The organism is Rothia sp. HMSC073B08, from assembly GCF_001812975.1.
Classification (GTDB): domain Bacteria; phylum Actinomycetota; class Actinomycetes; order Actinomycetales; family Micrococcaceae; genus Rothia; species Rothia mucilaginosa.
The window spans coordinates 144,742-170,929 of sequence record NZ_KV811082.1; the positions used below are offsets into that span (position 1 = coordinate 144,742).

At 61.2% G+C, this 26,188-nt stretch carries 22 protein-coding genes; all 22 read right to left on the reverse strand.

Annotation, left to right across the window (positions count from 1 at the left end; genetic code table 11):
• Positions 1-6 precede the first annotated feature (6 nt).
• The 22 genes from lepA to pyrR all read right to left on the reverse strand — a co-directional run bounded on the left by lepA (position 7) and on the right by pyrR (position 26,073).
• Positions 7-1,848: a translation elongation factor 4 gene (lepA, locus tag HMPREF2884_RS06840; RefSeq protein WP_371260001.1), complete on the reverse strand. Its 1,842-nt coding sequence runs from the start codon at positions 1,846-1,848 to the stop codon at positions 7-9.
• Between the two features lie 96 nt (positions 1,849-1,944).
• Positions 1,945-2,967: a PAC2 family protein gene (locus HMPREF2884_RS06845; RefSeq protein ID WP_070616369.1), complete on the reverse strand. Its 1,023-nt coding sequence runs from the start codon at positions 2,965-2,967 to the stop codon at positions 1,945-1,947.
• 157 nt (positions 2,968-3,124) lie between these two features.
• Positions 3,125-3,460, reverse strand: coding sequence for a hypothetical protein (locus HMPREF2884_RS06850; RefSeq protein WP_049341900.1), 336 nt, complete (start codon positions 3,458-3,460; stop codon positions 3,125-3,127).
• A gap of 500 nt (positions 3,461-3,960) precedes the next feature.
• Entirely contained in the window at positions 3,961-4,224 is a 264-nt protein-coding gene (gene rpsT / locus HMPREF2884_RS06855; RefSeq protein ID WP_005505969.1) for a 30S ribosomal protein S20, read from the reverse strand.
• 260 nt (positions 4,225-4,484) lie between these two features.
• Entirely contained in the window at positions 4,485-5,147 is a 663-nt protein-coding gene (locus HMPREF2884_RS06860; protein WP_049356901.1) for a type II toxin-antitoxin system PemK/MazF family toxin, read from the reverse strand.
• 15 nt (positions 5,148-5,162) lie between these two features.
• Positions 5,163-6,197, reverse strand: a complete 1,035-nt coding sequence (gene holA / locus HMPREF2884_RS06865) for a DNA polymerase III subunit delta (protein ID WP_070616370.1) — start codon at positions 6,195-6,197, stop codon at positions 5,163-5,165.
• A 168-nt stretch (positions 6,198-6,365) separates the two neighbouring features.
• A complete protein-coding gene (locus tag HMPREF2884_RS06870; RefSeq protein ID WP_246827941.1) occupies positions 6,366-8,309 on the reverse strand; it encodes a ComEC/Rec2 family competence protein in 1,944 nt (647 codons plus the stop codon).
• A 65-nt stretch (positions 8,310-8,374) separates the two neighbouring features.
• Positions 8,375-9,532 (reverse strand): ComEA family DNA-binding protein, encoded by a 1,158-nt coding sequence (locus HMPREF2884_RS06875; protein ID WP_070616372.1) that lies wholly within the window; start codon positions 9,530-9,532, stop codon positions 8,375-8,377.
• Positions 9,533-9,753: 221 nt separating this feature from the next.
• The gene (gene whiA / locus HMPREF2884_RS06880) at positions 9,754-10,719 is read right to left on the reverse strand and encodes a DNA-binding protein WhiA (protein WP_005505961.1); all 966 of its coding nucleotides are present in this window, start codon (positions 10,717-10,719) and stop codon (positions 9,754-9,756) included.
• Between the two features lie 83 nt (positions 10,720-10,802).
• Positions 10,803-11,855: a gluconeogenesis factor YvcK family protein gene (gene yvcK, locus HMPREF2884_RS06885; RefSeq protein ID WP_049345462.1), complete on the reverse strand. Its 1,053-nt coding sequence runs from the start codon at positions 11,853-11,855 to the stop codon at positions 10,803-10,805.
• A 109-nt stretch (positions 11,856-11,964) separates the two neighbouring features.
• Positions 11,965-12,879: an RNase adapter RapZ gene (gene rapZ / locus HMPREF2884_RS06890; protein WP_049337430.1), complete on the reverse strand. Its 915-nt coding sequence runs from the start codon at positions 12,877-12,879 to the stop codon at positions 11,965-11,967.
• A 355-nt stretch (positions 12,880-13,234) separates the two neighbouring features.
• The gene (locus HMPREF2884_RS06895) at positions 13,235-14,644 is read right to left on the reverse strand and encodes a bifunctional phosphopantothenoylcysteine decarboxylase/phosphopantothenate synthase (RefSeq protein ID WP_070616373.1); all 1,410 of its coding nucleotides are present in this window, start codon (positions 14,642-14,644) and stop codon (positions 13,235-13,237) included.
• Between the two features lie 31 nt (positions 14,645-14,675).
• Entirely contained in the window at positions 14,676-15,134 is a 459-nt protein-coding gene (rpoZ, locus tag HMPREF2884_RS06900; RefSeq protein ID WP_070616374.1) for a DNA-directed RNA polymerase subunit omega, read from the reverse strand.
• 286 nt (positions 15,135-15,420) lie between these two features.
• Entirely contained in the window at positions 15,421-15,978 is a 558-nt protein-coding gene (gene gmk, locus HMPREF2884_RS06905) for a guanylate kinase (protein ID WP_005505951.1), read from the reverse strand.
• Between the two features lie 41 nt (positions 15,979-16,019).
• Positions 16,020-16,400 (reverse strand): integration host factor, actinobacterial type, encoded by a 381-nt coding sequence (gene mihF / locus HMPREF2884_RS06910; protein ID WP_005508715.1) that lies wholly within the window; start codon positions 16,398-16,400, stop codon positions 16,020-16,022.
• A 440-nt stretch (positions 16,401-16,840) separates the two neighbouring features.
• Positions 16,841-17,716, reverse strand: coding sequence for an orotidine-5'-phosphate decarboxylase (gene pyrF / locus HMPREF2884_RS06915; RefSeq protein ID WP_070616375.1), 876 nt, complete (start codon positions 17,714-17,716; stop codon positions 16,841-16,843).
• The gene (gene carB, locus HMPREF2884_RS06920; protein ID WP_049341909.1) at positions 17,716-21,036 is read right to left on the reverse strand and encodes a carbamoyl-phosphate synthase large subunit; all 3,321 of its coding nucleotides are present in this window, start codon (positions 21,034-21,036) and stop codon (positions 17,716-17,718) included. The genes pyrF and carB overlap by 1 nt, the downstream gene beginning before the upstream one ends.
• Positions 21,037-22,224: a glutamine-hydrolyzing carbamoyl-phosphate synthase small subunit gene (gene carA, locus HMPREF2884_RS06925; RefSeq protein WP_049327218.1), complete on the reverse strand. Its 1,188-nt coding sequence runs from the start codon at positions 22,222-22,224 to the stop codon at positions 21,037-21,039.
• A 166-nt stretch (positions 22,225-22,390) separates the two neighbouring features.
• Entirely contained in the window at positions 22,391-22,930 is a 540-nt protein-coding gene (locus HMPREF2884_RS06930) for a PH-like domain-containing protein (RefSeq protein WP_005508722.1), read from the reverse strand.
• A 144-nt stretch (positions 22,931-23,074) separates the two neighbouring features.
• Positions 23,075-24,376 (reverse strand): dihydroorotase, encoded by a 1,302-nt coding sequence (locus HMPREF2884_RS06935; protein WP_070616376.1) that lies wholly within the window; start codon positions 24,374-24,376, stop codon positions 23,075-23,077.
• A 30-nt stretch (positions 24,377-24,406) separates the two neighbouring features.
• A complete protein-coding gene (locus HMPREF2884_RS06940) occupies positions 24,407-25,408 on the reverse strand; it encodes an aspartate carbamoyltransferase catalytic subunit (RefSeq protein ID WP_070616377.1) in 1,002 nt (333 codons plus the stop codon).
• On the reverse strand, positions 25,405-26,073 hold the full coding sequence (pyrR, locus tag HMPREF2884_RS06945) for a bifunctional pyr operon transcriptional regulator/uracil phosphoribosyltransferase PyrR (RefSeq protein WP_070616378.1): 669 nt from the start codon (positions 26,071-26,073) through the stop codon (positions 25,405-25,407). The genes HMPREF2884_RS06940 and pyrR overlap by 4 nt, the downstream gene beginning before the upstream one ends.
• Positions 26,074-26,188: the final 115 nt, after the last annotated feature.

Here is a 26,188-nt window from a genome sequence, read left to right on the forward strand (position 1 = left end):
GAAAGGCTACTTCTTCTTTTCCTTCTCCTCGCTCGAAGACAGTGCCGCAATGAAGGCTTCCTGAGGAACCTCCACACGACCAACCATCTTCATGCGCTTCTTGCCTTCCTTCTGCTTCTCCAGCAGCTTACGCTTACGCGAAATATCGCCACCGTAACACTTCGAAAGAACGTCCTTACGCATCGCGCGAATATTCTCGCGGGCAATAATACGCGAACCGATAGCCGCCTGAATCGGCACCTCAAACTGCTGACGAGGAATCAGCTCACGCAGCTTAGAAGTCATCATCAGGCCGTACGAGTACGCCTTATCGCGGTGAGTAATGGCGCTGAACGCATCCACCTTCTCACCCTGCAGCAGGATGTCGACCTTCACCAGGTCAGCCTCTTCCTCACCGTCGAACTTCCAGTCCAGCGACGCGTAACCGCGGGTACGGGACTTCAACTGATCGAAGAAGTCGAACACGATCTCTGCCAGGGGCAGGCGGTAACGCATCTCCACACGATCCTCGGAGAGGTAATCCATGCCGCCAATCTGGCCGCGGCGAGCCTGGCACAGCTCCATAATCGCGCCAATGTACTCGCTCGGGGCAATAATCGTACACGCCACCATGGGCTCGCGAATTGTCGCGACCTTACCCTCGGGGAACTCGCTCGGGTTGGTCACGCGCTTAGCGTTACCAGCCTCATCCACCACGTCGTAAATAACGTTCGGAGCGGTCGAAATCAGGTCCAGGTTGAACTCGCGTTCCAGGCGCTCACGCACAATCTCCAGGTGCAGCAGACCCAGGAAGCCACAGCGGAAACCGAAGCCCAGAGCAGCAGAAGTCTCCGGCTCGTAAATCAGCGCGGCATCGTTGAGCTTCAGCTTATCCAGCGCGTCACGCAGCGCCGGGTAGTCCGAACCGTCAATCGGGAACAGGCCAGAGAACACCATCGGCTTGGGGTCCTCGTAACCGCCCAGGGACTCCTGCGCAGGCTTCGCGGCGGAGGTGACGGTATCACCCACACGGGACTGACGGACGTCCTTCACACCGGTGATGAGGTAACCCACCTCGCCCACGCCCAGGCCCTTCGACGGGACGGGCTCAGGGGAAATCACGCCGATTTCAAGCAGGTCATGCTCAGCGCCGGTGGACATCATCTTAATCTTCTGACGCGGCTGCAGGCTACCGTCCACAACACGCACATAGGTGACCACGCCGCGGTAGGAGTCGTACACCGAGTCAAAAATCATGGCACGCGCCGGGGCGGATGCGTCACCCTGCGGGGCGGGAATCGCCTCCACAATACGGTCCAGCAGAGCCTCAACACCCTCACCGGTCTTACCCGATACGCGCAGAACCTCGTCCGGCTCGCAACCAATCAGGTTCGCCAGCTCCTCAGCGTACTTATCGGGCTGAGCCGCCGGAAGGTCAATCTTGTTCAGCACCGGGATGATGGTCAGGTCGTTCTCCATCGCCAGGTACAGGTTCGCCAGGGTCTGAGCCTCAATACCCTGGGCGGCGTCCACGAGCAGAAGCGCACCCTCACACGCAGCCAGGGAGCGGGACACCTCATAGGTGAAGTCCACATGGCCGGGGGTGTCAATCATGTTCAGCGCGTAGGAGGTGCCGTCAACATCCCAGGGCATGCGCACAGCCTGGGACTTAATGGTGATACCGCGTTCACGCTCAATGTCCATGCGGTCTAGGTACTGCGCCTTCATATCGCGCGGGGCAACCACGCCGGTGGCCTGCAGCATACGGTCTGCGAGGGTGGACTTACCGTGGTCAATGTGGGCGATAATGCAGAAGTTGCGAATAATCGCGGGGTCGGTCGCCGCTGGAACGGGCGGGTTCTTCGACATGGGTGCCAATCACATCATCCTTTCGAGATGCTGGCTGCGGGTATGGGCATAGTTACCTATCATTTTCCCATACCCGCGCCATATGTGCGAACGGACCTAACGTTCCGAAGAATCCTCCGCGGAATCCGCACCATCATCGGCAGGATTTACGCCCTCGGAGGCGCCGCTGAGGGAATCCAGGTAGCCCTCAATATCCTCGGCAATCACTTCGCCGGAGACAGTGCGCAGAGTCGAATCCATCTTCTGCTCAATCTCACGCACCAGCTCGACCTTCTCGTAGTCCTTCGCCATTTCTTCGGCGAGCTCCGCCTCCCACTCATCAGCGTGGGCACGCAGGCGGTCGTACTCCTCAGACTCGACCTTAATGCCGAGGATGACCTCCAGCGCCTCGATCAGGCTCACGACTGCGCGCGGGTTCTGCTGGTCAAAGCTCAGATACCCCGGGATGCTCATACGCAGCATGACCGAGGAGGACAGGCCGTGCTCGGCGGCGAGCGCAGACATTGCCATCGTCACCGAGGTAGAACCGGTGAAGTACTCGTGCAGAATACCGGGGATAGCCGCCAGCTTCTCGTCGTAAGTGGTCAGCGTGTACGGGTACGGGCGGGTGTGCGCCACCTGATCTTCAAAGGTCTCAACGAAGATTGCGTGGTCCACGTGGAGCTTCTTCACGTACTTGAAGAAGCGGGTCATGAACCGCCGCAGGCACAGGCTGGGTGCGGGGCCGGTCACCACGAGCAGGCGCAGGCGGCGCTCCGGGATGGTGACCATGTTGTAGAACATCTTGGGCCACACCAGAACCGTGGAATCGGAGTCGTCGCTGTTCTGCAGCTGCGGGGCGACGGAAGCATAGTCGTAGAAGTCGTCCATGTCGAAGCCGGGGCTCTCATCGCACGGGTCGAACGCGCGGTGAATCACGTCGAGGGCGTCCTCACCGTTGCCCGGGGGTTCCTTCACGGAGTTGAAACCGACCAGCATGACGGTCGTGTAGTTGTCCTCCTCGGAGGATTCGCCCAGGCCCAGCTTGCCGAGCAGGCCCTTCTTCGCGGGCTGTTCGGTGGAGGCGGGCTTGGCGAAAGCGTCAAAGAGTCGGGCGGGTGGGAAGTTCGGCTGGCTCATCGTTGGTCCTTAGCTCGTGGTCGGTTCACCGGGTACATGGGGGTGTATGGAAAGTTACCGGTGAACTGTCGGTGGTTGTGTAGTGGGTGGTGTTGTAGAAAATATGTTCTATATTCGGTTATGCCGCCCAAGACCCCGGGCGGAAAGGGAAACTATGTTAGAAAGGCAAAAGCGCCAAATCGTATGGAGTGCCAGCATAAACATCCGGCAACTCACCATTAGCTACCTTCTCACGATACAAAAGGGTTACTTCGCTATCGTCGAAGGGGAATTCCTTAGCTTCATACCTACGCTTAATCTCTGCTAAACCCCACTCATATTCGGCACCGGGGCGCGCAGCCGGAGCATTAAAAGAACGCCCCATCAACTCAGCACGCATCCACCCCTCCGGAGTATTTACGTCAAACGTGGGCTTCGTAAAATCGAACGGAGCACGCCAATACTCAGGGTCTTCACGATAATCGTAAGCTTCTTCTGCGATCTCGCTACTCATGGGGAACCTCCTGATAATATGCAAAAATGTGTACCCACACCGGCGCTATGTGCAACGCCGCTTAGGGCGCTACATGTAGGCGCGGGCGGTGTGCGGTACCGCCGATAGTTCCCACTATACGGGCTTCCACGCGACCCGCAAGCGGTTTCGTCACCGGGCGGGCGCCTCCCCGAATCTGGGCAGGGAATCTGGGCGTCATAAAACCACAGCGTGCGGGTATAGCAAAAGGCACCCCGCCACTTAGCAGGATGCCTTTCACAAAAGTTATGAGGAGTTAACCGGTGGTGCCTCCGGTGTCTTCTAGACCGAAGCATAAAGCCGCGGCCGCCCAAGCGTTATTGCCACACCAATAGGTGAGGCTCAGGGTTTCAGAGGGGTCGTTTAACTCCTTGAGCCCAAGTATACACGATAAAGAAACCCCCTGCGTTCCCCTTAGAGGAGGGGGAACACAGGGGGTCTCTGCCCTTAAACCAGAGAGGTACTCACGTACCCCGCAAGTTTTAGAAAGCCTTATTTACCAGCGCAGCAAGACCGGACTTCTTGTTTGCAGCGGTCTTCTTGTGCAGAACACCCTTGGAAACAGCCTTGTCCAGCTTACGGTTCACAAAACGCAGAGCCTCAACAGCAGCTTCCTGGTTCTGTGCCTCAACAGCAGCCTTGACCTTGCGGGTCGCGGTCTTCAGCTCGGACTTTACAATGTTGTTGCGCAGGCGAGCCTTCTCGTTGGTGAGGATACGCTTCTTCTGAGACTTAATGTTAGCCACAATTAAACTTTCTGTTTTGTCTTATTGGTCGGTGAGGGCGACGCTGGCCGATCATCGACTGAGCGGCGTGGGGATGCCTTGGCAACCGGCCAGCAGTGCCCGATGACCATCGGACACTCAACCACACATAATACCAGATGAACAGCCTCCACGACAGACCCTCGCGGAGAGAAAAATACTGTGAAAACCGCTACACGCAGCCTCCACATCCGGCGCAGATAATCGGCACCAGTCGCCGGTGAAACTACCGGCACAGGGCGTTAGCCGTTATGGCGAGTCCACGCACACTCAATCAGGCGGAACGTATCCTCCGGCATAATCGCACCCTCACGGCGCATCGAATCCGGGCGAACACGAATCACACGGTTCAGCTTCACCTCAGAAGCGCGGCCCTGCGGATCCCACGGACCCGAACCAATATCAAGGTAGTTCGGATCAGCGTGCTCACGGTTATTGTGATCCTTGCTGGTCATCATCAGCGCCAGCAGGTACTCACCGTCACGACCCACCAGAAGCACCGGGCGGTCCTTACCCTGCGAGTGGTCCTCCTCGAAAGGAACCCACGTCCACACGATTTCACCCGGGTCAGCGTCGCCGTCCAGGGAGGGCGAGTACTCAAAGTTAATCATGTCGCGGTAGTCGCCCGGGTAATCTGAACCGTCGGATGCGCCGGTCGAAGCCGGTGCGGAAGGCTTAGGCGCCGAGGAAGACTTCGGGGCGCTCGGCTTAGGCGCCGAGGAGCTGGAGGTATGAGCCTCACCCTGACGAGATTCACGCTGACGAGATTCATCCTTGCGGGACTCACTCTTCTGGGAGGACTCGGAGCCGCCCTTAGACGCAGTAGCGTCGTTGAGGGCATCCTCTGCCGCCTTCTGCAGGAAGGGCAGCAGAGCAAAGAAAATTTTCTTCAGAATTTCGAGCATGGGCTCTATTATGCACTACAGGCGCGGAGGTAGAGCAATTGCCAAAACAGCCTGCTCCACCGCATACACCGCGTCCTGCGACTCGCCCTTCAGCTGGGCGTCCGCATCAGCCAGAAGCTGCACAATATGCGCCAACTGGGCGCCGGTAAAACGGCGGCCGTCACGCTGAGCCTGCTCCACCTGCCACGGTGACATACCCACCTCACGCGCCAGTTCGTTAGCGCTCATGCGCACGTGGTGTACGCGCGCAATATTGCGGATACGCATGGCGAGCGCGCCCAGCATCGGAATCGGTTCCGTGCCGGTGGCGAGGGAATGGCGGAGCAGACGCAGAGCCTCCGGGGCGTTACCGGAAATCGCGGCGTCACTGACGCGGAACGCGGTGACTTCGGTGCGGCCGCCGTAGTAGCGGTTCACCGCCTCTTCGGTGATTTCGCCGGGCACGTCTGAGAGCAGCTGCTGGCATGCGGCGGCAAGCTCAGCAGTGTCGGAGGCGGCAGCAGTCAGCAACGCCAAGGCGCCGCCGGTAATCGGGCGCTGGGCGGCGGCGAACTCCCCCGCCAAGAACTCGCTCTTCTCACGGTCGGTCTTGAGCGCCTTGCAGTTAATGAGCACGAACTGGGAGCGCACCAGGTCGATGAGCTTCTTGCCGCGGTTACCGCCCGAGTGGTTCAGAATGAGCATGATGTCCGGCTCGGGGGCGTTCAGGTAGGCGAGCGTATCGGTCAAAAACTCGTCGCTCATGGAGGCGAGGTTCTCAACCTCAATGATCTTTGCCGAACCGAACAGGGAGGGCGAAGCGTGCAGAATCAGCTCTCCCGCCGTGTAGGTGGCGGCGTTAATCTGAACGCGGTCCACCTCCGGGTGGATGCTGCGGAACAGCTCACGCAGGCGTGCCGCGGCGCGGGAGGCGAAGTACTCCTCGGGGCCGTAGAGCATGACGGCGGGTGCCGGGGTGACGGTACGCCACGCGGTGTCGAGGGCGGGGCCGCCTCGGCGGGCGTAGCCTCGGGAACCACCACGCTGGGTTGCACGCTTACGCTCGGACACGCTTATCACTCGCCTTTATCTGCAGGGTACGGGCTGAACTCGGCCCCACTGCGCACGGGGTGCTGCGCGGGTAGAGTCTCGAGTATCCATCATAGCGTTTTCTTCTCAGATGCCTCCTAGCGTTGGTTAGGGTTAGTCGGTCAAAGGTAGATGCCCAGGGTTAGCTAGTCAGGAACGGGCGGGCTGACGGGAGCGCGCAGTGTGCGGTACCACCCGCAAATACTGCCGGTGCGTGACCGCACGGTAGCGGCGCGCATCCACCCACCACAGGGCAACGCTCAACGCCAGCACGCAGAGGGCGCTACACACCACCGCCGGAACGCTTGAACCGGGCTCCCACGGGTTACCCGGCGCGTGCGCAGCAGTGTGTGCCGCCCACTCGATGCCCTGCGCGGCAAGGCCACCAGCGCGCAGGCACACATCCGCCGCAGTGGGCAGACCCAGGAGCATGAATCCGAGCGCCGCCAGCCCGGCGAGCATACTCAGCGGCGCCAAAGGAGCAGCAATCAGGTTCGCCGGAACCGAGTAGAGCGGCACCTTACCGCTCATCGCCAAAATCAGCGGAGTGCACCACAGGGACGCCACAATCGGCGCGGCAAGCATTTCCGCACAGAACACCGGCATGACGCGCATAAGCAGACGAATCAGCGGAGGGCCCAGCAGAATCAGCGCGGAGGTTGCCGTCACCGACAGGGCGAACCCCATATCCACGGCGAGGTGCGGGGCGGCAAGCAGACAGATCAGCACCGTTGTTTGCAGCGCCGCCAAAGACTGGCGACCCGAACCGCGCAGCATCGCGTAAGCACCGAGCAGACCCATGGCGAGGGAACGAATCACGGAACCCTCAGAGTCCAGCAGCATGGCGTAGGCGAGCACCGCCGCAACCCCGCACAGCACCATGACGCGGTGCGGAATGGCGAGGGTGCTCAACCGGTGCACGAGCGGCGGCAGGGTGTAGGTGTTTGGCGGGGTAGGTTGTTGAGGGTGGGCAGGGCGGCGAGAACGAGCCGCGCCTCTCCCCCGCAACCGCTGCATCCAGGAACAGAACAGCAGGTATGCGCTGGCGAAACGGTACGGACGAACCGCCAACACCAGCCGGTACGCACCCAAAAACACAATGGCAATATTCGCCCCGGACACCGCCGTAATATGGCTGAGCCCGCTGAGCTTATACTCCTCCCGCGCGGTGGAACTCATCAGCGAATCGTCCCCGTAGGCGGTACCCAAAACCAGCGCCGCCGACTCCGTGCCGAGAGTGTCCAAGGCGCGGGTGCGCAGCTGCTCCTTGACCGTGGACAGGTACGGCTCCGCCGCCGTCCGGGTGACAGCGTTCGATCCGGCACCGTAGGCGGGCGCAGGAAAAATAGTCGCGCCGCTCAGCTTCGCCGTGGAGCCGTTGAATTCCACCGTACCGAGGGCGGTCACCTTCATGCCTGGATAAATCGCCTGCGAGCGCACGGTGCCGCTCCCCTGTTGTTGAGTCGCCGAACTCGCCGCCGAACGTGCCTCTAGACGCTGCGCAGTGCTCTTTGCCGAACCGTCACGCCGGTACACGCGCACCCGCTCATTCACCAGCGCACGCACGCTCCGCCCCTGAATTTCCTCCAGTTTAATAACCACCAGAGTAGTGCGCGGATCCACGCGGCGAACCTGCTCCACCGTGCCATTCAAACGAAGCGAAGCACCCTGAGCCTGCTGTAGCGTGGCGCGGGATGCATCTACCCCCGTAGCACACAAAAGCACCGCCTGAACCGTAACAATACACGCCAGAAAAACCAGCTGACCGGTCGTGCGAAAGAGCAGGATGTAGGGCATCACCGCACGCGGCGGAAAGAACAGCAGAATCGCCAGGCACCCCAGCAGGGCAATAAGTACGCACGCCAGCGGATGCACCACCCGCCACGTGCCCACGGTCAGCGCCGCCGCGGTAAAAGCCCACAGTGCCAGCACCGTAAAACTCAGGCGAAAGTCCAGGTGAATGAGGCTTCCCTGGGCGCGCAGCTCCTGCTCATCGCGGCGGGTACGCCACCGTTCAGCGCCGATGCTCCAGCGGTAGCGGGCACGGTCATACGCCGTAGCCGCCGACCCGGTGAGGCGCCGGGTGAGGCGCAAGGAACCGGGAAAGAGTTCCCGCTCCCCTGCCTGCAAGCGATTCGGCCTGCGGTTCTGCCGGGGCATTAGACCGTCACCAGCGGGCGCAGATTCTCCAGCATCGACGGACCAATGCCGGGCACCGCATCCAGCTCATCCACGCTACGGAAACCGCCGTGCGCCTCACGCCAGGCAATAATGCGCTGAGCCATCGCCGGACCAATACGCGGCAGGGTCTGCAGCTCCTCAGCGGTGGCGGTGTTAATGTTCACCGGGGTTGAGCCCTTCTGCGCGCTGCCTGCAGGAATTAGCGTGCGCGCAGGCTGAGGCTGAGTGCCACCCTGCGATGCACCATTCGCCGCGTTAGCCTGACCCGCATTCGCCGTGCCACCGTTGGGCTGAATCTGCGCCGGAGCAGCCGTCTCACCACGATGCGGCACATAAATCTGCACCCCGTCACTGAGCGCACCGGCAAGATTCACGCGGTCCAGGTCAGCATCCGCGGCGGCACCGGAGGCGGCGGCAATCGCATCCACGGCACGACCCTGCGCAGGCAGCGTGTACACGCCGGGATTGTTCACGGCACCCGCCACGTGCACTCGCACGGTAGTCTCACCGGAGGCGCCACCACCCTGCGCAGATTCACTCGGGTTAGCGCCCGGCTGAGCAGTGGACTGGGTGCCAGGCTGAGCACCGGGGCTCTGCTGGGCACCCACCGCCTGCACCGACTCAGCGGAAGCACTCGGGGAAGTGCTCGGGGAGGCGACCTGCTCGGCACGCGGCGCCGCCGAAAACTGGGTCACACCCCACACCACGGCAACCAACGCCAACACCGCCACCAGAAGCAGCACGCGCGGCGACAAGCCCCAACGGGTACTGCGGGTGGTGCCGGGCTGATCAGCCTGCTCCCACTCCGCCCAGTCGTCCACCTCGTTCCAATCGGGTTGCTGATCCCAGTCAGCCCAACCATTCGACTCCGGCTGGGATGCCGCGGGCTCGGCAGGTGTTTCTTCGGCAGGCGCCTCCGCGGGCGTTACCTCAGTTGAGATTGCCAGCGGCACGGTGTCCTCAGCATCCGGCGCACCGTTCTTGCGGGCGCGCGGGCTGCGGTAGAGGCTGTTCATCAGGGAGCGGGCGCTACGCTGCGCACCGCTCGGCTGAGTTGTGCCGCCCTGCTGGGCTGCACTATCCTGCACAGGGCTCTGTACAGCGTTCTGGTCGGGGTTGGGGGTCATGCTCGTCATACCCCTACCCTAGGCTCACGCGCGCGAACGCACGAGCGCACGCAAAGAACCTGTGGATAACTCCCCTCGCACAACGCGAAAGGGGCCATCCACAGGCTCATTTTTGAAAAATATGCGGTTTTTGTTCAAAAACAGCGGGTTATGGTTTGTCACAAAACCGTCACAAACACCTCAGCCACACGAGCTTCCCGCACCGTTTAAGAGCAGAATCTAGCCCTCGCTTAGTCCTCACGCGGCAACTCAGTACCCGGAACACCCAGCTCCGAAGCACGCTTATCAGCCATCACCAGCAGGCGACGAATACGGCCCGCAATCGCGTCCTTCGTCATCGGCGGATCAGCCAGACGACCCAGCTCATCCAACGACGCATGCTTATGCAGCACACGCAGCTCACCGGCATAGCGCAGATGATCCGGCGCCTCATGACCCAGAATCTGCAGGGCACGCTCCACGCGGGCGCTCGCCGCAACAGCCGCCTGAGCGCTACGGCGCAGGTTCGCATCATCAAAATTCGCCAGACGGTTCGCAGTCGCACGAACCTCCTTGCGGGTGCGCGCCTCACGCCACGTGGTCAGGGTGCCGGTCGCGCCCATACGCTCCAGCAGCTGCGAAATCGTCTCGCCGTCACGCACCACCACACGGTCGGTGCCGCGCACCTCGCGTGCCTTCGCAATAATGTCCAGGCGACGAGCCGCACCCACCAGCGCAAGCGCAGCCTCCGGACCGGGGCAGGTAATCTCCAGTGAGGAGGAACGACCCGGCTCAGTCAGCGAACCGTGCGCCAGGAACGCACCGCGCATGACCGCCTCGGCGTCCTGCAGGGAGCCGTTCACCACAGCCGGCGGCAGGCCACGCACCGGGCGGCCACGCAGATCCAGTAGACCGGTCTGGCGAGCCAGCGCCTCACCGCCGTGATCCACACGCACAATGTAGCGGCCGCCTCGACGCAGGCCACCACCGCTGACGCTGGTCAGCTCAGAGTCGTGGCCGTAAATCTCCGCGATGGTGCGGCGCATGCGGTGGGCGGTTGCCTCGTGGTCGACCTCAGACTCCACCACGATTCGCCCCGAGACAATGTGCAGGCCTCCGGTAAAACGCAGAATCGTAGAGATTTCTGCCTTACGAGCAGAGACTTTCGTTGCCTCGTAGTTGGCGAGTTCGTCCTTGACGAGCGTGGTTAATGCCATGAACAGGTCCTTCTAGGCGTAGTGTTTAAAGTCTATAAATTCGGTAAAAAGGGCACACCAAAATAGCAGCCGCAACGGTGATTCTAGGAGCTCAGCTCAAACGCTTCGTTGTACGCAGCCGCAAGCTTCAGTGGGTCGTGCACATTCGGCTGGGAGCTCGAACGCAGATGCGCCCACACAACCTTCGCACCCATCGCAGAAGCTTCACGCTCCAGCTCGGAACGGTGATCAGCCTGCATGTCAGCGTCAGCAATCACCGCGTCAAGGTGAAGCTTCGGGGCGTACTGGCGCAACAAATCCAGGTGCGTTGCCGGGGTGAAGCCGACCGTCTCCTTATCGTCGGAGAGGTTCATGACCACGCAGCGGCGCGCCTCCGTGCGGATAATCGCCTCACGCTGAGCATCCAACAGCAGATGCGGCAGAACCGACGTACGCCACGAACCCGGGCCCAAAACAATCCAATCGGATTCCTCAATAGCGGAGAGCGCCTCCGGGCAAGGACGCGCATTTGCGGGAGATAGACCAATATCGTGAACCCGCTCCTCCTTCGAGAGGTTCACCTGACCGACCACCTTCACACGCTCAATACCACCACCGTTATGCTCACGCAGCACGGTGCCGTAAATGACCATCGGATCCAGCGCCATCGGCAGCACGCGGCCGCGCGCATTCAGCAGGGCACCCGCCCAGTCCAGGCCGGCAACCGGGTCATCCAGCAACTGCCAGAGAGTCGCAATCAGCAGGTTACCGAGAGCATGGTAATCCAGCGGGAACTCGCCCTCGTAACCCTCGGGCGCGCTAAAACGATGCTGCATCACATCACGCCACGTGCGACCCCAATCGGTGTCATCACACAGTGCAGAAAGCGCCATACGCAAATCTCCCGGAGGGAGAATACCCATCTCCTCACGCAAACGACCCGACGAACCGCCATCGTCAGCAACCGTCACAACAGCCGTCAAATCAGGCGTGACGTGGCGCAACGCAGACAGGGAACCGTACAGCCCGTGGCCGCCGCCCATCGCCGTGACCTTCGGCGAACGGTGCGTGGTCTTCAACAGGCGCAGAGCCTGAGTCGGCAAAGCCGGCAGGCGCGGAATACCCTGAGTGTCATAACTGGTCGAATGGGTGGACATAGTAATACCTCACATACCCGGAAGGAATGGTATGCCGGCCCCACGGTGTGCGGGGCCGGACGGCGGCTAATGAAACACGACGCGGTGGTTGGGACGCGCCGGGCGGAACTTACTCGCGACCCTTGTCGCGGTGCTGAACATTCACGTTCAGCTCACCGAAAGCAGAGAGACGACGAGCCAGTTCCTCCGTCACAGCCACGGAACGGTGCTTACCACCGGTGCAGCCAATTGCGATGGTGGCGTAGTACTTACCCTCACGGCGGTAGCCCTCAAGCACGGGGCGAAGAGCCGCAAGGTAGTTGCTGATGAACTCCTCGGTACCAGCGTGCTCCAGCACGTAGTCGCGCACCGGGGCGTCCTGACCGGTCAGGGGGCGCAGCTCCGGAACCCAGTGCGGGTTCGGGATGAAACGCATATCAGCCATGTAGTTAGCGTCCGACGGCGCACCGTACTTGAAGCCGAAGCTCATCACGGTCAGATTCAGCTTCTTATCCGCACCCTCAGCAAACATTTCACGCACGGTACGAGCCAGCTCGTGAACGTTCATGCCGGTGGTGTCAATGGTGCGGTCAGAAGCGAGGCGCAGACCTTCGAAGAGAGTGCGTTCAGCGCGGATACCGTCTAGGACGCGGCCCTCACCCTGCAGCGGGTGCGGGCGGCGTTGAGCCTCGTAGCGGGCGATAATGGTCTCGTCCTTGGCGTCAAGGAAGAGCATGGAGAAGTCAATATCGGACTTGCGCAGAGTCTCAATCGCAGCGGGAAGATCGGAGAACAGCGCGCGGGCACGAACGTCAATGCCGAGCGCCACCTTCGGAACTCGTGCACCGTCACGGGTCACCAGCTCAGCCAGGGAACCGAGCATCTGCGGCGGGATGTTATCGATAACGTACCAGCCCTCATCCTCCAGTACATTTGCGACAGTGCTGCGGCCTGCACCGGAAATACCGGTGATCACCAGAATCTGAGGACGCTCCTCACTCTGGGCGGACTGTACCGTGGCGGGCTTGCTCTGATTCACGGGCATGGTGCTTCTTCCCCTTCAACGCGAAATACTCTCTATGCCATGATACAAGACCTTTATCTGACGGTTCGGGGGTACGGTCAGAAATTTCACCAGTATGACAGAAATATGAGACGCTCCCCCGGCGAACCCCGGAAGGAACCCCAGAAGAAAGAAACCCGCATCACAAGTGCTTGCACATAATGCTCTCCGAGGGGTCTACAGAAGGAGGCGGACGGCAGAGTCTGCAGGGTACAGCAGAGTCTGCAGGGTACAGCAAAGCCCGCACGATACCTCCCACAGGAAGTACCGCACGGGCTTTGAAGATATGTAAGCAAGCGCGCACCAGCTGAGTAGCTACGCGGACGCATGAGGATTCTCAGGCAGAAAGCTTAGGCAGGAACGCCGCCACATGCTCCAACAGACGCACCGACAGCTCCTTCTTCGAACCGGAGAACACCGGCGCCTCATCATTCAGAGTCGACAGCAACGTAATCGTGTTATCGTCCGTGCCGAAACCACGATTCACACCCACCGTATTGACCGCCAAGAAGTCCGTGCCCTTACGCTGCAGCTTCTCACGGCCCAGCTCCAACGGAGTCTTCTCCGCCGAACCGGTCTCTGCCGCAAAACCAACAATGAGCTTCGGACCGAGGGTGCTCTCCCCCGCCTCACGAGTCTGCTGGCGGCGCACCACGACCTCACGCAGAATATCCGGGTTGCGCACCAGCTGAATCACCGGCGCATCCTCAGAATCGGCGCTCTTCTTAATCTTGAACTCGGCAAACTCGGCGGGCCTAAAATCAGCCACAGCCGCAGACATGATCAGCACATCCGCCGCCGCGCTCGCCTCAAGGGTCGCCTCACGCAGCTCCAGGGCGCTCACCACGCGGGTCACCTGCACACCCTCCGGCACGGGAACCTCAAGGTTCGCACCAATCAGGTGCACGGTCGCGCCCAGGTCGCGTGCCGCCTCCGCGAGCGCCACACCCTGCTTGCCGGTCGAACGGTTGCCGAGGAAGCGTACCGGGTCCAGTGCCTCACGGGTGCCGCCAGCGGTAATGACCACGAGGCGACCCGCCAGAGGACCACGCAACGATTCGGATGCGCCAGTTGCCTTGCCCGAATCAACCTGACCCAGCAGCGCCGAAGTCAGCGTCGCCGCACGCGCCGCCGCCATACGCTCCTGCTCCGTACCCGTGTACAAGGGCTCAGTCGGCGCGTAACCGGGCGTGTACACCGGGTGCACCTGCCCCTTCGGGAAGCGGGCAATCACGTCCAGAGCCACCGCGAAAATATCCTCCGGCTCAGGCATGCGACCCGGACCAGAATCCGGGCCCGTCAAACGCCCAATCGCAGGCTCAATCACGTGATAACCCCACGAACGCAGAGTCTGCACATTCGCCTGAGTCGCCGGATGCTCCCACATCTGGGTGTGCATCGCCGGCGCCAAAATCACCGGCGCGTGCGTCGTCAACACCGTAGAGGACAGCAAATCATCCGCACGACCAGCCGCCAAACGAGCCAGCAAATCAGCGGTCGCCGGGGCAACCACCACAGCGTCAGCCTGCTCGGCCTGACGCACGTGGTTCACCTCCGGTACACGGTCAAACACGTCCGTTGAGACGGGGTTGCCGCTCAGCGCCTCCAGAGTAGGAACACCCACGAACTTCGTCGCGTTCGGGGTGGGCATGGCGATCACCTCGTCGCCATTCTTCGCAAAAAGACGAAGGAGCATCGCCGCCTTATACGCAGCAATGCCCCCTCCAATACCAACGATAATGCGCATGGTACGTCAAAGAATCCTTGTAAAAAGCAGATTACTCAGCGGACTCGTCGAGGATAACCTCTTCGATAGCAATAACCTCTTCGCTACCTGCGGGGATGTACTCCTCCTCGATAGCGCCAGAGAACTCAGCCGCGCTGAAATCAATCACAGCGGACAGATCCTCGGGAATCGGGTAGCCGTCCTCGTCGAACTTAACGTCCGGGCGGTGCTCCGCCACAACACGGTCAGCAATGATTTCACGCATTGCCACCGACAGGGACTTCTCATTCGACTCAGCGTCAACCAGCGGGCCAACGTGCGCAGCAGTATTGTCCTGCAGGTTAGCGTAGTACGCGTTAATCTGGCGTGCACGGCGGGCACCGAAAATCACCAGGCCGTACTTGGACTCCGCCTTCTCAATCAGCGCGTCAGCGCTGGGGCTCACGATGCCCTCGGGAGCGACACCGTCAACGAAGTTGTAGTCCTCGTGTTCCTTGATTTCGTTTGCCACTAAAAACTCCAAATAGCTTGATGGAATGTACGTACCGAACGCCCCCGCACACCGTTCGCGCTATGGCGCAAACCGGGCAGACTGAGGGCACGGTCAAAACTAAAGAACTATTCTACCCTCTCAACGGCTAAAACGCACGTACCAGCCTGGACAAAAGGTGTCAGCACAGCCAAAAAGGTGGGGGCCCGAAGAAAACTCTTCGAAACCCCCACCCTTCACAACGCCTCACGGCAGAACTACAGGTCGGAAGAAACTCTAGCCCCACCGCAAACGCAAAGCATGCAGATTAGGCGGCGCCAATCAGCTCAGCAATCTCCTTCGCTGCACGCTCAACAGAGTCGTTGACGACCGTGACGTCAAATTCCTTCTCAGCAGCCAACTCAACCTTCGCGGTTTCAAGGCGACGAGCTTGCTCCTGCTCACTCTCTGTACCTCGACCCACCAGACGCGACACCAGCTCATCCCAGCTCGGAGGAGCCAAGAAAATCAGGCGAGCATCAGGCATGGTCTCGCGAATCTGGCGAGCACCCTGCAGGTCAATCTCAAGAATCACCGGGCGACCAGCATCCAGAGCCTCCTGAACCTTAGCGCGCGGAGTACCGTACTTGTTCTTACCGTGCACCACAGCGTACTCAAGCATCTGACCGTCAGCGATCATCTGGTCAAACTCTTCCATCGAAACGAAATAGTAGTGAGTACCGTCAACCTCACCGGGGCGAGGATCACGAGTAGTAGCGGAAACAGAGAACCACACGTTCGGGTAGTTCTCACGAATGTACTGGCACACCGTACCCTTGCCAACAGCAGTGGGGCCAGCCAGTACGGTGAGAGTCGGCTGAGACATAGCTTCCTTACTGCGCCTTCATCGGCTGAAGGCACGAGGTATTAGGACTGAGAAGACTCGGAAGACTGACCAGCAGTCTTACGACGTGCACGGTTCAAATACCGCGAATTACGGTTGAAGTACTCCACCATCTTGCGACGCTGGTGTACACCAAGGCCGCCAAGGCGGCGAGTCGGTGCAATATGAAGTTCTTCAATGATGCGTTCAGCGCGAACGGCACCAATGCCCGGAAGTGCGCGCAGCATCTGCCCCACCGGCATTTTAGCCAGTGCAGGGTCGGAATCGACCATATCGAGCACCTGACGCACGGAAAGTTCACGTTCACTCAGTGCACGCTTAATTTCCTGGCGGTGTGCTCGGGCAAGTACTGCCTTCTCGCGGGCGGAGGCGCGCGCATCCTCAGTTAGCGGAGTCAGCGGCATGGTTGGGTCCCCCATTTCTGCGAGTTATAGAATTTTACTTATCAACTAATGTAACACGGATAGCACGAGAACCCTCGTTCCACCCGCGGCACTCCCCCTCGCACCAACAATGCGTCTACGCACGTCAGCACGTAAATATCAGGGAGTACCCCTATAGCATAGCGGAGTATTCGCCCTATCAAAAGCGGAACCGCGGGCGTGAGTCTTGACGGAAACACACTCCCCCACTACAGAGGTGAGAAAACTCGCATCGGCGCGAGTGTGCGGCGGCAAAATTATGCATGCGGATGTACCCAAAAATTGCGATAAAACACCCAAAACTGCCGCGCTACCGGCACAAACTACCAATAGAAAAACCAGGCACGCAAAAGGGGTGCGCACCCCGAGCAGACCCTCAACAGAATCCACCCGGAGCACACGCCCCTCACGCAACACGCGAACTATGCGCCGCGAGCCGCCAACAGGTCATCACGAGCCGCCTGCGCAGCCTGCGCCAAACCCTCAACCGACGGGCCTGTAGCGAGCACGCCGCGGCTGGAATTCACCAGCACCTGCGACTCAATACCGGCAAACACGCGGTACAAATCAGCCGCCGAAGCGCCCTGCGCACCATAACCCGGCGACAGAATCGGGCCGTTGAACACGCTCAGGTCAATACCCAAATCAACCAGCGCCTGACCAACGGTCGCGCCAACCACCAGGCCGCACGGGCCCATCTGCTCCCACTGGCGGGAAGCATTCTCAGCGGTAGCCGCAGCGATAATACGCTTAGCCACAGCGCCCTCAGACTCACCCGAATGACCAGACTCCGACGCGCCCACGTGCTGAACGCTCTTACCCTCAGGGTTCGAGGTCAACGCCAACACGAACGTGCCGCGGTCATTCTGAGCGGCCAAATCCAGCGCTGGACGCAGCGACTCAAAACCCAGGTACGGGCTCAAAGTCACCGAATCGGTACCCAGCGGCGACGAGGAGCCGAGCCACGCATCCGCGTACGCCTTCATGGTCGAACCAATATCGCCACGCTTAGCGTCAGCAACAATCAGCACACCATCAGCGGCAGCGCGGGCAAACAGCGCCTCCAGCACAGCAAGACCAGCCGAACCGTGACGCTCAAACAGCGCCACCTGAGGCTTCAACGCCGCCGCAAACGGTGCGCAACCCTCATAGACCGCCTCAGTAAAAGCAGCCAGACCGGCAGCAGAATCCTCAAGACCCCACTGCTCCAGCAGGTTCGGATGCGGGTCAATACCCACACACAGCGGGCCGCGCTCCGCCATCGCCTTCGCCAGACGATCACCAAAAGCAGCGGACATTACGCCTCGCCACCCTCGGAACGAGCATCCACAGCGGCAGCCAGCTGAACGCCGTGCTCCTGCAGGCTCATGATGTCCCAGCTGTGCTCACGCAGAGCATTAATCGCCTGAACAGCCGCAGCGAACTCAGAAATGGTAGTCATGACCGGGCAGCCCACCGAAACCGCAGCGGCACGAATCTCGTAACCATCGCTACGAGCAGCACCACCGGCAGGGGTGTTCAGAATCAGGTCAATGTCACCGTTGCGGACCATGTCCACAATCGAGTGGTCGCCATTCGCCTCAGCGAACTTCGAAGCCACAATCACCGAGTTCAAGCCGTTACGGCGCAGAATCTCAGCGGTACCACCGGTCGAAACGATCTCAAAGCCCAGCGACTCCAGCATCTTCGCGTAAATAATGACGTTACGCTTATCGTGGTTAGCCACCGAAATGAACACCTTACCGGAGGTCGGCAGCGGCGAACCAGCACCAGCCTGAGCCTTCGCGAACGCGGTGTCATAGTGCTTATCCAGACCCATGACCTCACCGGTCGAACGCATCTCCGGGCTCAGCAGCGAATCCACCACAACACCCTCGGGAGTGCGGAAACGAGCGAACGGCAGAACCGCAGCCTTCACAGCAATCGCGGTCTCCTCCGGCAAGGATGCGCCATCCATGTTCGACGGCAGGTAACCCTCAGCCTTCAGCTCCGCAATGCTCTTACCCAGACCAATCAGCACAGCAGCCTTAGCCATCTGCACGCCGGTAGCCTTCGACACGAACGGAACAGTACGAGACGCACGCGGGTTCGCCTCAATCACGTACAGGTTCTCAGACACGTACGCGAACTGAATGTTAATCAGGCCGCGCACACCGGTGCCGCGAGCAATCTTCTCGGTAGCGTCCTTCACCTTCGCGATGATGTCCGGGCCGAGAGTAATCGGAGGCAGAGTACAGGAAGAGTCACCCGAGTGAATACCGGCTTCCTCAATGTGCTCCATGACGCCGCCCAGGTACAGCTCATCGCCGTCGAACAGGGCGTCAACGTCAATCTCGATAGCGTCCTCAAGGAACTTATCAATCAGAGCGGGCTGCGAAGGCGAAACCTCGGTAGCGTTCTCCAGGTAGCGTGCCAGGTTCGCCTCATCGTAGACGATCTCCATGCCACGGCCACCCAGCACGTACGAAGGACGAACCAGAACCGGGTAACCAATCTCGTCAGCGATGCGCTTAGCACCCTCGAAAGTGAACGCGGTACCGTTCTTGGGCGAAATCAGGCCGCCCTCCTCCAGCACGCGGGAGAACTCGCCGCGGTCCTCAGCCAGGTCAATAGCCTCGGGGGTGGTGCCCAGAATCGGCACGCCCGCATCCTTCAGGGCACGAGCCAGTTTCAGCGGAGTCTGACCGCCCAGCTGCACGAACACGCCCATCAGACCGCCGGTACGACGCTCCGACTCAACAATCTCAAGCACATCCTCAAGGGTCAGCGGCTCAAAGTACAGGCGAGTCGAAATATCGTAGTCAGTCGAAACAGTCTCAGGGTTGCAGTTGACCATGACAGTCTCGTAGCCGAGCGAACGCAGCACCAGCGAAGCGTGCACACAGGAGTAGTCGAACTCGATACCCTGACCGATACGGTTCGGGCCCGAACCCAGAATCATAATCGAGGGCTTCTCGTGGTGCGCAACCTCATCCTCCAGGTCGTAGGAGGAGTAGTGGTACGGAGTGAACGCCTCAAACTCGGCTGCACAGGTGTCAACAGTCTTGAAGACCGGGCGGATACCCAGAGCGTGGCGAACACCGCGCACAACATCCTCAGAAGAGCCGATAATCTCAGCAATCTGAGCGTCCGAGAAACCGTGACGCTTAGCCAGCTTCAAGGTCTCCGGGTCAAGGTTGTCACGCTTAGCGTGAACCACGCCGGCAACCTCATTCAGCAGCACCAGCTGATCCAGGAACCACGGGTCAATCTTGGTCGCCTCGTGCAGCTGCTCCACGGTAGCGCCAGCCAGCAGAGCCTGCTGAACCTGGTAGATACGCTGAGTGGTCGGAACCTTAGTCTTCTCAATCAGTTCAGCCAGCTCAGCCTCAGACAGGGACAGCGGCTTGAACGAGAAGGACGCACCCTTCTGCTCCAGCGAACGCATCGCCTTCTGCAGAGCCTCAGTGAAGTTACGGCCCAGAGCCATAGCCTCACCAACACTCTTCATGGTGGTGGTCAGGGTCGGGTCAGCAGCCGGGAACTTCTCAAACGCAAAGCGCGGAACCTTCACAACCACATAGTCGAGGGTCGGCTCGAAGGACGCCGGGGTCTTCTGGGTGATATCGTTCGGAATCTCATCCAGGGTGTAACCCAGAGACAGCTTGGTCGCAATCTTCGCAATCGGGAAGCCGGTAGCCTTCGACGCGAGCGCCGAGGAACGAGACACACGCGGGTTCATCTCAATGACGATGATGCGGCCGGTCTTCGGGTCGATCGCAAACTGGATGTTACAACCACCGGTGTCCACGCCAACCTCACGAATCACGTTGATCGCGATGTCGCGCAGCTTCTGGAACTCACGGTCGGTCAGAGTCAGTGCGGGTGCCACGGTAATGGAGTCACCGGTGTGCACGCCCACGGGGTCGAAGTTTTCGATGGAGCAGACGACCACGACGTTGTCGTTGGTGTCACGCATCATCTCCAGCTCGTATTCCTTCCAGCCGAGGATGGACTCCTCCAGCAGGACCTCGCTGGTCGGCGAGTACTGAATACCGGCGCCGGCAATACGGTAGAGGTCTTCCTCGTTGTACGCCATACCCGAGCCGAGACCACCCATGGTGAAGGAGGGGCGGACCACCATCGGGTAGCCCAGCTCCTTAGCGGCTTCCAGCGCCTCCGGCATGGAGTGAACAATCACCGAGCGGGCAGACTCGCCGCCGGCGCGCTCTACCACGCCCTTGAATGCTTCACGGTCCTCACCGAGGTTAATCGCCTCAATGTTCGCGCCGATCAGCTCAACATTGTACTTGGAGAGCACGCCGCGCTCATCCAGGGAGATAGCCGCGTTCAGCGCGGTCTGACCACCCAGGGTCGGCAGGATTGCGTCCGGCTTTTCCTTCTCGATGATCTTCTCAATCACCTCGGGGGTGATGGGTTCAATGTAGGTGGCGTCCGCGAACTCGGGGTCGGTCATGATGGTTGCCGGGTTCGAGTTCACGAGGATGACGCGCACGCCCTCCTCCTTCAGCACGCGCAGCGCCTGAGTGCCGGAGTAGTCAAATTCCGCTGCCTGACCGATGACGATGGGGCCGGAACCGATGACGAGGACGCTATTAAGGTCAGTACGACGAGGCATTTATGCTTCCTTTGCAGTCTTGGTTGCGACCATCAGGTCGATGAAACGGTCAAAGAGGTAGGCGGAATCGTGCGGGCCCGCGGCAGCCTCGGGGTGGTACTGCACGGAGAACGCGGGGATATCCTTACAGGTCAGGCCCTCAACCACGTTGTCGTTCAGACCCACGTGGGAGACCATGACCTGACCGAACTCGGCGTTCGGTGCGGTCACGTAGTCGCCAATCGGCGCGTCCACAGCGAAGCCGTGGTTCTGCGCGGTGATTTCGACCTTGCCGGTGGTCTTGTCCATGACCGGCTGGTTGATGCCGCGGTGGCCGAAGGGCAGCTTGTAGGTGCCGAAGCCCAGGGCGCGGCCAAGCAGCTGGTTACCGAAGCAGATGCCGAAGAACGGGGTGCCCTTACGCAGCACGCCCTGCAGCAGCTCAACCTGCTCGTCAGCGGTTGCCGGGTCACCGGGGCCGTTGGAGAAGAACACGCCGTCGGGGTTGTGGGAGTAGATGTCCTCGAGGGTTGCGCTTGCGGGCAGCACGTGCACGCGCACGCCACGCTCAGCGAAACGCTGCGGGGTCATCGACTTGATGCCCAGGTCCAGGGCGACGATGGTTGCGACCGGGGGTGCGAACCAGTTGAACTGGTGCGGCTCAACGGTGTAGGCGGTGTCAACCGAAACGGAGTCAGCGAGCTTACGGCCAGCCATCGGCTCGGAGGCGCGCACCTCCTCCAGCAGTTCAGCTTCGGGGCGTTCTGCGTGCTCACCGGAGAACACGCCCGCACGCATCGAACCGCTCGAACGCAGGCGGCGGGTCAGGGCGCGAGTGTCAATGCCCTGAATACCGACGATGCCCTGCTCGATGAGCTCTTCGTCGAGGGTACGCTCGGAACGCCAGTTGGATGCCACGCGTGCTGCGTCGCGAACCACGTAGCCGGCAACCCAAATCTTGCGGGACTCAGCGTCGGTGGTGTTCACGCCGGTGTTGCCGATATGGGGAGCGGTCTGAACCACAATCTGACCCGCGTAGGAGGGGTCGGTCAGGGTTTCCTGGTAGCCGGTCATACCGGTCGAGAAAACCGCCTCGCCCAGGGACGCGCCGGTTGCGCCGTAGCCGTAGCCGCGGTAGACGGTGCCGTCCTCCAGGACGAGCAGCGCGCGGTCCGTACGCAGGGCGCCGGATCGTGTCATGTCAGTCATGCTCTTCTTCCTTTTCTCTGGTGTTCTCCCCCGCTTCCTGTACGGCCTCTACCGTGCAAGTTCCGGGGTAGTCTATGGTGCCTTCGGCGGGGTTTTCGCCTGCCGTGGGGCAAAATCTATGGGTGTGGGTGCGCAGGGATATTGCGCCGGGATATTACACCGGGATTTAGGCTTCCGGTTCTGCCGCCCACTTCTCGGGCGCATCCACCGCGTTCGGGGCGATGCGGCGCAGCTCCCGCAGTACCGCCTGCTTGTCCTCGGCGTAGCGGGTGCGGAAGCCGGTCTGCACGCGGTGACCGTCCAGGGTCCAACCAATCACGACCAGGCCGTTCTTCTCCACAACCTTACCCGCCATACCGCGGTCGGTGGTGATGACTGCGAGCTTCTTCGCCGGAATCCACAGGTCCTTCGCGCCGTTACGGGTGAAGATGATGCTGTCCGGGTAAATCAGCAGGGTGGACTTGCTCTTAAATCCGAGCGAATCGAAACCCACACGGTCCAGCCAGTTACCGAAGATCGTGGTGCTGACGTACTCGCCCTCAAAAGCGGCGTCAGCGGTCATGCCCTCGTAGCGTTCGGGAACTTCCTTGAGGGAGCCGAACATGTTCGCCTGGCGTGCCAGGCGCGAGCGCCATCCGTGCCACATGCCGTAGATGCACAGGGCGACCAGGGCGATGCAGATGACGGCGGTCAGGAACTTTCCCACGAAGGTTCTCTCTTTCGGTTGGGGTCTCGGTCGATAATCTCGACCTGGGTTGGTGAGGTTGGGGGCGGTGCTCCCGGCGAGGCGGTGGCAGGCGTGAACCTACCACCGCCAGGCACGGTCACCACGTACGTTCGCCTCGCGGGTTTAGCGACGCGGGGTTGCCAGCTCGCCGTTCAGCACGGTCGGGTGGCCAGCGTAGAAGGTTGCACGGATCGAGCCGGGTACCTCCATGTCGCGGTAGGGGTTGTTCTTGCCCTTGGTTGCCTGCTCCTCCGGCTTGATTACGCGGGTTGCCTTCGGGTCGACCAGCACAATGTTTGCCGGTTCACCTTCGGCAAGCGGGCGGCCCTGCTCGTGGTCCAGGCGACCAATCTTCGCGGGCTCCTCAGAGAGGATGCGTGCCACATCGCGCCAGGTAATCATGCCGGTGTCAACCAGGGTCATCTGGATGATGGACAGCGCCTGCTCCAGGCCGGTCATACCATTCGCGGCGCACGCCCACTCACATTCCTTGGTCTCTGCCGGGTGCGGTGCGTGGTCGGTACCAATCACGTCGATGATGCCGTCAGCAACTGCCTGACGCAGCGCCATGACGTCCTCTTCGGTGCGCAGCGGCGGGTTCACCTTGAAGACCGGGTCGTAGGTGCGTGCGGTCTCGTCGGTGAGCAGCAGGTGGTGCGGGGTTGCCTCCGCGGTCACCTTCACGCCGCGGGACTTGGCCCAGCGCACGACCTCAATGGAGCCCTTGGTGGACAGGTGGCAGATGTGCAGCTTGGAGTCCAGGTGCTCAGCCAGCAGCACGTCGCGGGCAATGATTGCCTCTTCGGCGACGGCGGGCCAACCGGCCAGGCCCAGGTCAGCGGACACCTTACCTTCGTTCATCTGGGCGCCTTCGGTCAGGCGCGGCTCCTGCGCGTGCTGCGCAATAACGCCGTCGAAGGTCTTGACGTATTCGAGGGCGCGGCGCATCACGGCGGGGTCGTACACGCACATGCCGTCGTCAGAGAACACGCGCACGTTCGCGGTGGAGTTCGCCATGCCGCCAATGTCGGAGAGGCGCTCGCCCTTCAGGCCCACGGTTACTGCGCCGATGGGCTGCACGCGGCACCATGCGGATTCCTTGCCGAGGCGGTCAACCTGCTCAACGACTGCGGCGGTGTCTGCCACGGGCATGGAGTTTGCCATGGCGAACACTGCGGTGTAGCCGCCCAGGGCTGCTGCACGGGTGCCGGTCTCAACGGTTTCGGATGCCTCGTAGCCGGGCTGACGCAGGTGGGTGTGGATGTCGACCAGACCGGGCAGTGCCACCTGGCCTGCCGCCTCGACGACCTGTGCGTCTGCGGCGTCGATGTTCTCTGCGATGCGGCTAATCACGCCGTCCTCGATGAGGATGTCGGCGACCTTTTCGCCGTAGAGGCTTGCGCCCTTGATCAGGTACTTGCTCATGGTGTTGGTTCCTCTCGTTAGGAAGGTCGTTTAGGATTCGTCGCCGGCGTAGAGCTTGGCGCTGGAGCCGTCGGTCAGAAGCAGGTAGAGCACCGCCATGCGCAGCGCCACGCCGTTGCTGACCTGGCGCAGGACCCAGGAGTTGGTGGCGTCGGCTGCTTCGGTGCAGATTTCCAGGCCGCGGTTCATGGGGCCCGGGTGCAGGATTGCGACCGGTTGCGGCTGTGCCTGCAGGGTTGCGAAGCGTTCGGCGGTCAGGCCCCACAGCTCGGTGTACTCCTCGGCGGAGGGGAAGTACGCGGCGTTCATGCGTTCCTTCTGGATGCGCAGCAGCATGACGGCGTCGGGGTTGGTGGCGATGGCTTCGTCGAAGTCGTGGAAGATTTCCAGGCCGGCTTCTTCAACCCAGGAGGCGGTATTCAGCGGTAGCAGGGTCGGCGGTGCGACGAAGACGACCTGTGCGCCGAGGGTGTGCAGCAGCCAGAGGTTGGAGCGTGCCACACGCGAGTGCAGGATGTCGCCGACGATGAGCACACGCATGCCGGACAGGTCGGTGCCGCGGGGGCTGTCGAGGCCGTCGCGTTCTGCCTTGTACTGGCGCAGGGATACGGCGTCGAGCAGTGCCTGGGTGGGGTGTGCGTGGGTGCCGTCGCCCGCGTTAAGCACGGGAATGTCGGTCCAACCTGCCTCGGCGAGGCGCTGCGGTGCGCCGGATGCCGAGTGGCGGATCACGAACGCATCCGCGGCAATCGCCTTGAGGGTCTGCGCGGTGTCCTTGAGCGACTCGCCCTTAGACAGGGAGGAGCCAGATGCGGAGAAGTTGGTGACGGCGGCGCCCAGGCGCTTCTCTGCGGCTTCGAAGGAGAGGCGGGTTCGGGTGGAGTCCTCGAAGAAGAGGTTGACGACGGTCTTGCCGTTGAGCACGTTGAGGGTGCGGTTTTCGGCTTTGACCTGCGCCATGTAGTCGGCGACGTCAAGGATTTCGATGGCTTCTTCGCGGGTTAGTTCGCGGGTGTCGAGCAGATGCTTCATGAGAGCCCTCCCAGCTGGATAATGTCAACTCGGTCTGTTGCGTTGTCGGTTTCAGTCAGTACGACGCGCACGGTTTCGCTGGCGCTGGTGGGCAGGTTTTTGCCCACGTGGTCGGCGCGGATGGGTAGTTGCCGGTGTCCGCGGTCTACGAGGACTGCCAGGCGTACGAGGGCGGGTCGTCCGTGGGCGTTGAGTGCGTCGAGGGCGGCGCGTACGGTGCGGCCGGAGTAGAGGACGTCGTCAACGAGGACTACGGTTTTGCCTTCAATGCCGATGGTGGGCATGATGCTTTCCCCTGCGGTTTCTAGGGAGGTGGTGCCACCGGTTCGCTGGTCGTCGCGGTAGGCGGTGATGTCCAGGGCGCCGATTCGTGTTTCTGCGTTGAAGTTCGGCTCGATGGCTTGGATGCGGGCGGCGAGTCGTACGGCGAGGGGCACGCCGCGGGAGCGGATGCCGATGAGTACGAGGTTTTCTACGCCTTTATTGGTTTCAATAATTTCGTAGGCGATGCGGGTGAGGGCGCGGCGGATTTCGTCCTCGCTGAGGATGGTGCGGCCGACGGTGGTCGCGTCCTCGGAGGTGCTTTGAGGGGTTGCCGAATGGGGGGCTGCGGTTAGATTTCGCCCCTGATTCGCGCCGGATGTGGGTACAGTTGACCCAGGCATAGCCGTCTCCTTCCCCGCCTCACGGGACGGATTTAAAGGTTTTGTGCTTCTAGTAGGGTACCACATTCACAGGCTACGTTCAGGTTCGGCGAGAGACCGCTCACTTGCATGCAAC

Bases quoted from the DNA above. Each gene is read 5' to 3' on its own strand.
- yvcK (WP_049345462.1), bottom strand. From the start codon at position 11,855: ATGTCCACCCATTCGACCAGTTATGACACTCAGGGTATTCCGCGCCTG.
- HMPREF2884_RS06940 (WP_070616377.1), bottom strand. From the start codon at position 25,408: ATGAAGCATCTGCTCGACACCCGCGAACTAACCCGCGAAGAAGCCATC.
- carB (WP_049341909.1), bottom strand. From the start codon at position 21,036: ATGCCTCGTCGTACTGACCTTAATAGCGTCCTCGTCATCGGTTCCGGC.
- gmk (WP_005505951.1), bottom strand. From the start codon at position 15,978: ATGTCTCAGCCGACTCTCACCGTACTGGCTGGCCCCACTGCTGTTGGC.
- HMPREF2884_RS06860 (WP_049356901.1), bottom strand. From the start codon at position 5,147: ATGCTCGAAATTCTGAAGAAAATTTTCTTTGCTCTGCTGCCCTTCCTG.
- HMPREF2884_RS06850 (WP_049341900.1), bottom strand. From the start codon at position 3,460: ATGAGTAGCGAGATCGCAGAAGAAGCTTACGATTATCGTGAAGACCCT.
- pyrF (WP_070616375.1), bottom strand. From the start codon at position 17,716: ATGTCCGCTGCTTTTGGTGATCGTCTGGCGAAGGCGATGGCGGAGCGC.
- carA (WP_049327218.1), bottom strand. From the start codon at position 22,224: ATGACTGACATGACACGATCCGGCGCCCTGCGTACGGACCGCGCGCTG.
- rapZ (WP_049337430.1), bottom strand. From the start codon at position 12,879: ATGCCCGTGAATCAGAGCAAGCCCGCCACGGTACAGTCCGCCCAGAGT.
- lepA (WP_371260001.1), bottom strand. From the start codon at position 1,848: ATGTCGAAGAACCCGCCCGTTCCAGCGGCGACCGACCCCGCGATTATT.
- HMPREF2884_RS06875 (WP_070616372.1), bottom strand. From the start codon at position 9,532: ATGACGAGCATGACCCCCAACCCCGACCAGAACGCTGTACAGAGCCCT.
- mihF (WP_005508715.1), bottom strand. From the start codon at position 16,400: ATGCCGCTGACTCCGCTAACTGAGGATGCGCGCGCCTCCGCCCGCGAG.
- HMPREF2884_RS06935 (WP_070616376.1), bottom strand. From the start codon at position 24,376: ATGAGCAAGTACCTGATCAAGGGCGCAAGCCTCTACGGCGAAAAGGTC.
- pyrR (WP_070616378.1), bottom strand. From the start codon at position 26,073: ATGCCTGGGTCAACTGTACCCACATCCGGCGCGAATCAGGGGCGAAAT.
- HMPREF2884_RS06845 (WP_070616369.1), bottom strand. From the start codon at position 2,967: ATGAGCCAGCCGAACTTCCCACCCGCCCGACTCTTTGACGCTTTCGCC.
- HMPREF2884_RS06895 (WP_070616373.1), bottom strand. From the start codon at position 14,644: ATGCGCATTATCGTTGGTATTGGAGGGGGCATTGCTGCGTATAAGGCG.
- whiA (WP_005505961.1), bottom strand. From the start codon at position 10,719: ATGGCATTAACCACGCTCGTCAAGGACGAACTCGCCAACTACGAGGCA.